Annotated in this window: 10 protein-coding genes; 4 read left to right on the top strand and 6 right to left on the bottom strand. The window is 64.4% G+C overall.

Features of this window, described 5'->3' with window-relative positions; genetic code table 11:
- The 4 genes from AC2FNJ_RS04005 to AC2FNJ_RS03990 all read right to left on the bottom strand — a co-directional run.
- Window positions 1-360 (bottom strand): NAD(P)(+) transhydrogenase (Re/Si-specific) subunit beta (locus tag AC2FNJ_RS04005; protein WP_496762607.1); only part of this gene is annotated, 360 nt, incomplete at its 3' end.
- 13 nt (window positions 361-373) lie between these two features.
- Window positions 374-1,945: a Re/Si-specific NAD(P)(+) transhydrogenase subunit alpha gene (locus AC2FNJ_RS04000; protein ID WP_496762605.1), complete on the bottom strand. Its 1,572-nt coding sequence runs from the start codon at window positions 1,943-1,945 to the stop codon at window positions 374-376.
- Between the two features lie 131 nt (window positions 1,946-2,076).
- Window positions 2,077-2,526 (bottom strand): methyltransferase family protein, encoded by a 450-nt coding sequence (locus tag AC2FNJ_RS03995; RefSeq protein ID WP_496762604.1) that lies wholly within the window; start codon window positions 2,524-2,526, stop codon window positions 2,077-2,079.
- Between the two features lie 188 nt (window positions 2,527-2,714).
- A complete protein-coding gene (locus AC2FNJ_RS03990; RefSeq protein ID WP_496762602.1) occupies window positions 2,715-3,668 on the bottom strand; it encodes an MBL fold metallo-hydrolase in 954 nt (317 codons plus the stop codon).
- Window positions 3,669-3,788: 120 nt separating this feature from the next.
- On the opposite strand from AC2FNJ_RS03990, the gene AC2FNJ_RS03985 reads away from it, so the two are divergent.
- The gene (locus AC2FNJ_RS03985; protein WP_496762600.1) at window positions 3,789-4,541 is read left to right on the top strand and encodes an SDR family NAD(P)-dependent oxidoreductase; all 753 of its coding nucleotides are present in this window, start codon (window positions 3,789-3,791) and stop codon (window positions 4,539-4,541) included.
- 79 nt (window positions 4,542-4,620) lie between these two features.
- The gene (gene kynU / locus AC2FNJ_RS03980) at window positions 4,621-5,814 is read left to right on the top strand and encodes a kynureninase (protein WP_496762598.1); all 1,194 of its coding nucleotides are present in this window, start codon (window positions 4,621-4,623) and stop codon (window positions 5,812-5,814) included.
- On the opposite strand, the gene AC2FNJ_RS03975 is transcribed toward kynU, so the two are convergent.
- Entirely contained in the window at window positions 5,807-6,385 is a 579-nt protein-coding gene (locus AC2FNJ_RS03975; protein WP_496762596.1) for a TetR/AcrR family transcriptional regulator, read from the bottom strand. The two genes, kynU and AC2FNJ_RS03975, sit on opposite strands and share 8 nt — an antisense overlap.
- Before the next feature lie 101 nt (window positions 6,386-6,486).
- On the opposite strand from AC2FNJ_RS03975, the gene AC2FNJ_RS03970 reads away from it, so the two are divergent.
- Window positions 6,487-6,951: a (2Fe-2S)-binding protein gene (locus tag AC2FNJ_RS03970; protein WP_496762594.1), complete on the top strand. Its 465-nt coding sequence runs from the start codon at window positions 6,487-6,489 to the stop codon at window positions 6,949-6,951.
- A 3-nt stretch (window positions 6,952-6,954) separates the two neighbouring features.
- Window positions 6,955-9,195, top strand: a complete 2,241-nt coding sequence (locus tag AC2FNJ_RS03965) for a xanthine dehydrogenase family protein molybdopterin-binding subunit (RefSeq protein ID WP_496762593.1) — start codon at window positions 6,955-6,957, stop codon at window positions 9,193-9,195.
- 72 nt (window positions 9,196-9,267) lie between these two features.
- Here AC2FNJ_RS03965 and AC2FNJ_RS03960 read toward each other — a convergent pair whose 3' ends face one another.
- On the bottom strand, window positions 9,268-10,047 hold the full coding sequence (locus AC2FNJ_RS03960; protein WP_496762592.1) for a gamma-glutamyl-gamma-aminobutyrate hydrolase family protein: 780 nt from the start codon (window positions 10,045-10,047) through the stop codon (window positions 9,268-9,270).
- Window positions 10,048-10,084: the final 37 nt, after the last annotated feature.

Raw genomic sequence — 10,084 nt, 5'->3', positions numbered from 1 at the left:
ATCCACGGTCGCGAACATCTCGGCCACGTTCTTGACCTCGAAATGCGCGTTGAATCCGACGAACACCGCCGCCAGACCGACCAGCGAGTGCATGGCGGCGACCAGCTGCGGCATCTCGGTCATCTGCACGCGCTGCGCGACATAGGTGCCGATGACGCCGCCGCCGGCGATCAGTAGCAGCGACAGCAGCCACAGACCGGCGCCGGGGCCGACCAGCGTCGCAAACACTGCCAGGCCCATGCCGACGATGCCGTACCAGACCGCGCGTTTTGCGCTTTCCTGGTTCGACAGGCCGCCCAGCGACAGGATGAAAAGAACAGCCGCAACCACGTAGGCGGCAGTCGTGAAACCGAATTCCATCTGCCCGGCCTCCTTACGATTTCTGGAACATGGCGAGCATGCGCCGGGTGACGAGGAAACCGCCGAAGATGTTGATCCCGGCCATGAACACGGACAGCGCCGCCAACAGGATCACCAGCCACGAGCCGGTGCCGATCTGCAGCAAGGCGCCGACGATGATGATCGACGAGATCGCGTTGGTGATCGCCATCAGCGGCGTGTGCAGGCTGTGGCTGACGTTCCAGATCACCTGGAAGCCGACAAAGACCGCCAGCACGAAGACGATGAAGTGCTGCATGAAACTGGGCGGCGCCACCAGCCCGACCAGCAGCATCAGCACGCCGCCGACGCCCAGCAGCGTCACCTGCCGCTTGGTCTGTTCCTTGAATTCGGCGATCTCCTGTGCCCGTCTTTCCTCGGGCGTCAGTTCCTTGACCGCCTTCTTGGGCTGCGCCGCGATGGCCTGCACCTTGGGCGGCGGCGGCGGGAAGGTGATCTCGCCCTGATGGGTCACGGTCGCGCCGCGGATCACGTCATCCTCCATGTCATGCACGACCTGCCCGTCCTTGTTGGGGGTCAGGTCGGTCATCATGTGGCGGATGTTGGTGGCGTAGAGGTTCGACGACTGCGTCGCCATGCGGCTGGCGAAGTCGGTATAGCCGATGATGGTGACGCCGTTGTCGGTCACCACCTTTTCGTCCTTGACCGTCCCTTCGACGTTTCCGCCCTGCTCGGCCGCCAGGTCGACGATCACCGATCCCGGCTTCATCGCCTCGACCATGTCCTTGAGCCAAAGCTTGGGCGCCGGACGGTTGGGGATCAGCGCCGTGGTGATGACGATGTCCATCTCGGGCGCCAGTTCGCGGAACTTGGCCAGCTGCGCTTCGCGGAATTCCTCGGACTGCACCGAGGCATAGCCGCCCGTGGCCGCGCCGTCCTGCGCCTCTTCCTCGAAATCGAGATAGACGAACTCCGCGCCCATGGATTCGACCTGCTCGGCCACTTCGGGGCGCACGTCGAAGGCATAGGTGATCGCGCCCAGCGAAGTCGAGGTGCCGATCGCGGCCAGGCCGGCAACCCCGGCGCCGACGATCAGAACCTTGGCCGGGGGCACCTTGCCCGCCGCCGTTACCTGACCAGTGAAGAAGCGGCCGAAATTGTTGCCGGCCTCGATCACCGCGCGGTAGCCGGCGATATTGGCCATCGAGCTCAGCGCGTCCATCTTCTGCGCCCGGCTGATGCGCGGCACCATCTCCATGGCGATCACCGTCGCGCCCTTGGACTTGGCGATCTCCATGCCCTTTTCGTTGCCGGCCGGGTTGAAGAACGAAATCAGGGTCTTGCCCTTGGTGAGCCGCTTGAGCTCGGTCTCGTTGGGGGGGCGGACCTTGGCGATGATGTCCGCCGCCTTCCACAACGCCGCGGCGGTCTTGACCACCTCGACGCCCGCCGCCTCATAGGCCGCGTCCGAAAACCCCGCCGCCGCGCCCGCGCCGCTTTCAATGGCGCAGTCATAACCCAGTTTCTGCAGTTGCAGCGCGGAGTCCGGAGTCATCGCGACCCGGTTCTCGCCCTCGAATGTTTCCTTCGGTGTGCCGATCTTCACCAGTCTGGTCCCCCTTTGTTGTTCACCAAGCTCAGCCGGGTCTCGGTATTCATTGCAAAGAACAGCTGTATCTTGCGCAAGATTATTTCGCAAGTGCAGCATTTCTGACGTTGTGTCAAATGGCCCATCGGTCAGATCCACCTGCGGGTCTTGCGTTCGTAGCGGGCGAAATCCATCCGGAACGTGCGGCGCAGCCGGTCCTCCTCGGGCAGGATGAACCGGCGCTCCAGCACCCAGACGAAGACCGGCACCAGTACCAGCGACAGCACGGCGTCAAAGCGCAGGATCAGCCCGGCCAGGATCAGGACATCGCCCAGATAGATCGGATTGCGGCTTCGCTTGTAGATTCCGGTCTGCACCATCGACGACGGCGTTTCGTGTGGCATGAGCGTGGTCTTGTGGCGGCGCAGTTCCATGACCGCCAGCAGCATGAGCAGGACACCCCCACCGATCAGAACACCGCTGAGCAGGCCGGTCAGCCAACCGTCCAGCGACAGGCCCAAGGACCAGTATCGCGACTGGAGCCAGGCCAGAACGGCAAAGCCCACAAGCCAGACTGGCGGCAGATCAAATCGGTGCATGAGTATCCCTTGCCTGACACCGGGCGCTTTGGGTCGCATTCTCTCAGTGAGATGTCGTAAACTGTTCGCGGCGGATTGGCAAAGCATGCATGGCCCGAAACCGCAAAAAGAACGCCGTCACCGCTGCGGCCAATTGTCGGGAACGGTTTCCTGTCCAGGCCCGTGCCGCGCCGGCGGTCCCCTTCGCCTCATTCCCACTCCATTTCCTCGAACACCCGGCCCGCGTTCTTGGTCGCCAGTTCCTCGAACGTGTCCAGGCTCCGCCAACGGGACTGATCCACGTAATAGGCGCTTGCCAGATCGCCGCCCGCATCGATATGCGCGCCGATCTTTTCGCGGAGATCCTTCAGGTAGTCCACGGTGTATCGCCGCACCTGCGCGAAATTGGTCGGGTGGCCGTGGCCGGGTATCACGTATGTGGGTGCAAGCGGTTCCAGCCGGGTTTCCCAGGTTTCGATCCAGCAGCTCGTGCAGGTGTGCTCGAAGATCGGCAGCATCCGTTCGTGAAAGGCGATGTCGCCGGTGATCATGATGTCCCATTGCGGGATCCAGACCTGAATGTCGCCTGGGTCGTGCGCGGGTCCGAGATGCAGCACCCTGATCTCGACCCCGCCCAGGGTGATGGTGTATTCATCCTCGAAGGTCAGGTTCGCGTGTTCCACCCGCGTGCCTTCGGCGCGATCCCGGTTGTACCGTTCCATGCCCTGCAGGATGAAGTCGCCGTTTTCCCGCGTTTCGGCCACCGCATCGACATGCGCCAGGATATCCACGCCCTGATCGCGCCAGTACCCGTTGCCCAGCATCGCGTGGCCCTGGCCGTTTTCGTTGATCACCAGCACAACCGGTTGATCCGTCACCGCTTTGATCTCGTCATGCAGCGCGGCGGCCAGCCGGCTCGATGCGCCGGCGTTGATCACCACGACCCCTTCCTCGGTGACGATGAAGGACAGGTTGTTGTTGTGGCCGGCGTTTTCATAGGTCGGGGGCGCGGTGGCGCCGATGGCGGAAAAGACGTGCGGGATCACCTCGTGTGGTTTGGAATAGAGTTCGGAGCCCGGGTACTGGTCGGCGATATCCTCGCTGGCCAGGACCGGCAGCGTGGCAAGACCGGCGAGGGCTGTCAGGGCGGCAATCTTCTTCATCTCTCCTCCAAGGATTGGAAACACATTCGCATCTATGCATGATTTAGCACGTGACGGGACGGCGCGTCTTGTCACAGGCGGGGCAACCGCTAGGGTGCCAGCCGACAGGGAGGACACAGGATGACACTCAACGGAAAACACGCCTTGGTCACGGGCGGCGGCACCGGCATCGGGCTGGCGATCGCGCGGGCGCTGGCCGAAGAAGGGGCGAGCGTGACGATCACCGGGCGCCGGCAGGCGGTGCTGGACGAAATGGCCACCGAGCGCATCGCCGGCCTGGCGATGGACGTGCGCGCTGAAGAGAATGTGGTCAGGGGAATCGCCGCGGCCGTCGAGGCGCGCGGACCGATCCAGATCTGCGTCGCCAATGCGGGGATCGCGGTCGGCAAGACCTTGCAGAAGACCGATATGGCCTTCTGGCGCGACATCATGGCGACCAATCTCGACGGTGCCTTTCTGACCATCCGCGAAAGCCTGCGGTCGATGCTGGAGACGGATTGGGGCCGCGTCATCTCGGTCGCTTCGATCGCCGGACTGCACGGGGTGCCGGGTGCCGGGGCCTATGCGGCGTCGAAACACGGGCTGATCGGGCTGACGCGCAGCTATTCCGAGGAGTTCATGGGTACGCCCTACACCTTCAACGCGCTCTGCCCCGGCTATGTGGACACGCCCATCGTCGACCGCAACAAGGCGTCGATCTCGCAGCGGGCGGGCATCAGCGAAGACGAGGCGCTGAAGGTCATGGTCGAGGCCAACCGGCACAAACGCCTGATCGCGCCGGAAGAGGTGGCGGCTGCCGCCCTCTGGCTGGTGCGCCCCGGTTCGGAAAGCGTCAACGGCCAGTGCATCCAGATCTCCGGTGGCCAGATCTGAGCCGGAACGGGTGGACATTTCGCGGCGCGGCCTGTATCCCGGTAATTACTTTAAGCCTAAAATAATATGCGAGGCCATGATGACCGATTTCGCCGCCACCAAAGCGATGTTCGATCTGCCGGACGGCGTGCTCTATCTGGACGGCAACTCGCTTGGCCCGCTGCCCCGCGCGGCCAAGACCAGGGTGCAGGAAATGATGGCCCGCGAATGGGGCGACATGCTGATCACCGGCTGGAACAAGGCCGGATGGATGGCGATGCCGACCCAGTTGGGCGACCGGATCGGACGGTTGATCGGGGCCGAGCCGGGCAGCGTGGTGGTCGGCGACACCCTGTCGATCAAGGTCTACCAGGCGATCGCCTCGGCGCTGGAACTCACCCCCGGCCGCACGGTGGTGCTGTCGGACAGCGGCAACTTTCCGACAGATCTTTACATGGTCGATGGCCTGTTGCGCTCGCTTGGCCCCGAGTACGAGTTGCGCATCGTGGACCCCGAATCCGTGGCCGAGGCCGTGACCGAGGATGTCGCGGTGCTGATGCTGACCGAGATCGACTACCGGACGGGACGCAAGCACGACATGAAGGCCCTGACCGAGTTGGCCCATGCCAACGGTGTCGTGACGGTCTGGGATCTGGCCCATTCCGCAGGGGCGATCCCGGTAGATCTGGCCGGGTGCGGCGCCGATTTCGCGGTTGGCTGCACCTACAAATACCTGAACGGCGGGCCGGGCGCCCCCGCCTTCATCTATGTCGCGCCGCGCCTAGCGGATCGGGTCCGCCCGGCGTTGTCGGGCTGGTTGGGGCATGAGGCGCCCTTTGCCTTCGATCTCGACTATCGTCCCGGCTCCGGCGTCGAACGGATGCGCGTAGGCACGCCCCCGGTGATCCAGATGACGGCCCTGGCGGCGGCCATGGATGTCTGGGACATGGCCGACATGCTGGACGTGCGGGCCAGATCCATCGAGCTTTCCGACTTGTTCATCCAGGGCGTCGAAGCCGCCTGTCCCGAGCTCGAACTGGCCAGCCCGCGCGAGTCCCAGGAGCGCGGCAGCCAGGTGTCATTCCGGTTCGACGACGGCTATGCGGTGATGCAGGCGCTGATCGCGCGCGGCGTGATCGGAGATTTCCGGGCACCGGACATCATGCGTTTTGGCTTCACGCCGCTCTATCTCGACGCGGCAGACGTGTCCAAGGCGGTGGATATCCTGGCAGAGGTGATGCGCGACAAGCTGTGGGACAAGCCGGAATACAAGATCCGGCAGCGGGTCACCTGACTTCGAGCCCCGACCCGATCAGCTTGGCCAGCTGCGCAACCCGTTCGACGTAGACATTGAAATCGGTCGCCGTCATCTTGACCCCTTTCAGGGCGCAGTTGATGGTCTTGGCAACGTCCTCGGCCGCGCCGGTCAACCGCACCCGGCCCTGCCCGGCCTCGCGATCCAGCCACTCGGCATAGATGGCGGCAACCGCCGCCTCGCCCTCGGCCACGATGTCGGACGCGGTGGATGTTCCGGTATCCAAAAGCTCCATCCCATGCGGCGACGACATCAGCGTGGCAATTCCGTCGGTCTGCGCCCGCATGGCGTTCTCCAGCTTGTCGGGAATCGCGCCGTCACCCTCCAGGGCCGCGCGAATCGTTTCGAACTTTTCCTTGTAATGCTCCTCGATCAGGCTGCGAACGATCGCTTCCTTGTTCTTGTAATGCAGGTAGACGGCCGGACGGGACATTCCCGCGCCGCGCGCTATGTCGTCCATCGAGGTTTTGCGGAACCCATAGGTCGCAAAGGCTTTCCAGGCCGATTCCAGAATCGCCTTTTGCCTCGGGTCGATGGTTGCGTCTTTCATGGTTCGACCTGTGACAGTTTTTGCAAAATTTGTCAATTGACATACTGACACTTTTCGCTATTTTTGTCAGAACACCAAGCGGAAGCAAAGCGAGACCTGCCATGGCAACCTCTCTCACCATCAACGGCAAGACGCATCAGGTGGATCTGCCTGACGACGTGCCCCTTTTGTGGGTGCTGCGGGACGAGATCGGCCTGACCGGAACCAAGTTCGGATGCGGCGTGGCCGCCTGCGGGGCCTGCACCGTTCACATTGACGGCGAAGCCGTGCGGTCCTGCCAGGTGCCCCTGTCCGATGTCTGGGGCGCTGTGACGACCATCGAAGGACTCGGAACGCCCGACGCGATGGACGCCGTCCAGCAGGCCTGGGTCGAGCATCAGGTCGCCCAGTGCGGCTATTGCCAGTCGGGACAGATCATGCAGGCGGCGGCGCTGCTGGCGCAGAACGCGAACCCCTCGGATGCCGAGATCGACGAGGCCATGCAGGGCAATCTCTGCCGCTGCGGCACCTATCCGCGCATCCGCGCCGCGATCCACACGGCCTCGGCCAAGATGAAGGAGGCGTGAGAGATGGCAAGCATTGGCAAAATCCTTCGCCGCACCTTCCTGATCGGGTCCGCCGCCATCGTCGGTGGGGTCGCGTTCGGCGTGTACTACGTCAACCGTCCCGCACCGAACCCGCTGAAACCGGGCGAGGGCGAGGCGGCGCTGAACCCGTTTGTCCTGATCGACCAGAACGGCGTCACCGTGTTCGCGCCGCGGGCCGAGATGGGACAGGGCGTCAAGACGACCTGGGCCGCGCTGATCGCCGAGGAACTCGATGTCGATCTGGATCAGGTCACGGTTCTGCACGGTCCCGCCGCCGCAGCCTACTACAACACCGCCATGATCGGCGAGGGCCTGCCCAACAAGGGTTATGACGTTTCCAACTTCCAGCACAATCTGGGCGAGGCGCTGGGGGTCATCGGCAAGGTGCTGAGTCTGCAGGTCACGGGCGGTTCGACCTCGATGAAAGACGGGTACGAACGGATGCGCGAGGCCGGCGCCTCGGCGCGCGAAACGCTGAAACAGGCGGCGGCCGACCGGCTGGGCGTTGATCGCGACGTTCTGAAAACCGCATCCGGTCACGTGATCGCCCCTGACGGAACCCAGATCGCCTATACCGAACTGGCAATGGATGCGGCCAAGCTCGATCCGGTCGAGGTGGACCTGCGCGACCCGTCCGAGTGGCGCTATCTCGGCCAGACCCAGCCGCGCCTGGACATGGTGGAGAAAGCCACCGGAACGGCGGAATTCGCCATCGACGTGCGCCTGCCGGGAATGAAATTCGCCAGCGTGCGCATGAACCCCAAGCTGGGCGGCGGCATGAAGTCCTTTGACGCCAGCACGGCGAGCGCCATGCCGGGCGTCGAAAAGATCGTGGATCTGGGCAACGGCGTCGCCGCGATCGCCAACAACACCTGGATTGCCATGCAGGCCGTCGAGGCGGTCGAGATCGACTGGGAAGAGGCGCCCTATCCGCCGGAAACCGATGCGATCTTTGCCAGGATCGCCGAGGCGTTCGACACCGCCCCCAACTCGACCATGCGCGATGACGGCGATGCCGACACGCTGCCGGACGGCGCCACCGAGATCACCGCCGAGTACACGGTGCCCTATCTGGCGCATTCGACGATGGAGCCGATGACGGCGACCGCGCTGTTCTCGGGCGGGCGGCTGGAATTCTGGGGCGGCAACCAGGCCCCGACCTTCATGCAGATGAAGATCGCCGCCGCCGCCAATCTCGACACCGACCTGGTCGAGGTGCACACCACCTATCTCGGCGGCGGGTTCGGCCGGCGCGGCGAGTTCGATTTCGGCGTTCTGGCCACCAAGGTCGCCATGGCCGTGCCCGGCGTCCCGGTGCAGACCACCTGGAGCCGGGAAGAAGACATGCGCCACGACTTCTACCGCCCCGGCGCGATGGCCCGGATGCGCGGCGCCGTCAAGGACGGCAAGGCGGTGCTGATCGACGGCAAGGTCGCCTCGCAATCCTGCACCCATCAGGCGGTCGAACGGATGACCGGCATGGGCGGCGGCGGCCCCGACAAGGTTCTGGTCGAGGGCCTGTTCAACCAACCCTACGCGGTGCCGAACTATCGCATCAGCGGGCACATCGCCGATCTGGCGGTCCCGGTCGGATTCTGGCGCTCGGTCGGCAACAGCCACAACGGGTTCTTCCACGAAACCTTCATGGACGAGATGGCCCACGCCGCCGGGCGCGATCCGCTGGACTTCCGGCTGGAGCTGATGAGGGACGAACACGCCCCGTCTGCGGGATGTCTGGAAGCCGTGCGCGAGATGTCGGGCTGGACCGGAAAGACCCCGGACGGCGTGGGCCGCGGCGTCGCGTTCACCTACAGCTTCGGTACGCCCGTCGCCCAGGTGATCGAGGTAGTGGACGAAGACGGCACCATCCGCATCAGCAAGGCCTGGATCGCCTGCGACATGGGACTGGCGCTGGACCCGGACAATGTCAAGGCGCAAATGTTCGGCGGCATGGTCTATGGCCTGTCGGCGGCCTGCTATGGCGAGATCACCTTTGCCGATGGCGAGGTCGAGCAGCTCAACTTTCCCGACTACGAAGCCTTGCGGATGCACACCGCGCCGCAGGTCGAGGTCCGGGTGCTGGAAACCAACCGCTTCATGGGCGGCGCCGGGGAACCGGGCACGCCGCCCTCGATGCCGGCACTCGGCAATGCGCTCTTTGATCTCACCGGCCAGCGGGTGCGCACCCTGCCCTTCAACAAGAGCTTCAATCTGCTGGTGTGAAATCGGGCCAAGCCCGCCCGGGATGGGCGGGCTTTGCTGCCATCCCGTCACCGAGACCCGGCCGCCAAAGCGTCACGCGGTTTGGCGCAGAGGTCCGGACCGGTTGCAGCCGGACCATTCATGCACGGCCTGTCCGAACGCCTGAAACAACGGCCGCGACACCGGATCATTGGCGGCATCCCATTCGGGATGCCACTGCACCGACAGGGTAAAGCCGGGCGCATCCTCGACATAGATCGCCTCGGGCGTTCCGTCGGGCGCATGGCCGTCGATCACGATCCCCCGCCCCGGTGTCTTTATCCCCTGCCCGTGCAGCGTGTTGGTCATCACCTCGCGCGCGCCGAAAAGGCGGTGAAACACGCCGCCGTCCGTCAGGGTCACGACGTGGCGCAGGGCGAATTTCTCCTCCAGCGATCCATCCGGCGGCATCCGGTGGTTCATGCGCCCGGGCAGATCGCGTATCTCGGGATGAAGCGTGCCGCCCAGCGCCACGTTCACCTCCTGAAAACCCCGGCAGATGCCCAGAATGGGCTGTCCGCGTTCGACGCAGGCGCGGATCAGCGGCAGGGTTACGGCATCGCGCGCCCTGTCGAATTCGCCATGGGCGTCGGTCGCGGCCTCGCCATATTCCTCGGGATGCACGTTCGGGCGCCCTCCGGTGAACAGGAACCCGTCGCAGACCTCCATCAGTTCCGCGATCGACACGTATCTCGGGTCGGCCGGCACCAGAAGGGGAAGGCAGCCCGAAACGTTGGCCACCGCGTCCGAGTTCATGGTCCCTCCGGCATGGGTCGGATACTGGTCATTGATCAGGTATGAGTTGCCAATGATACCGACGACCGGGCGGGGCATGCATTTTCCCAATTGACTGAACGCGTTGACCTAGAAC

Source organism: Ruegeria sp. BHSB196 (assembly GCF_059613135.1).
This window is presented reverse-complemented; position numbering and strand designations above follow the sequence as displayed.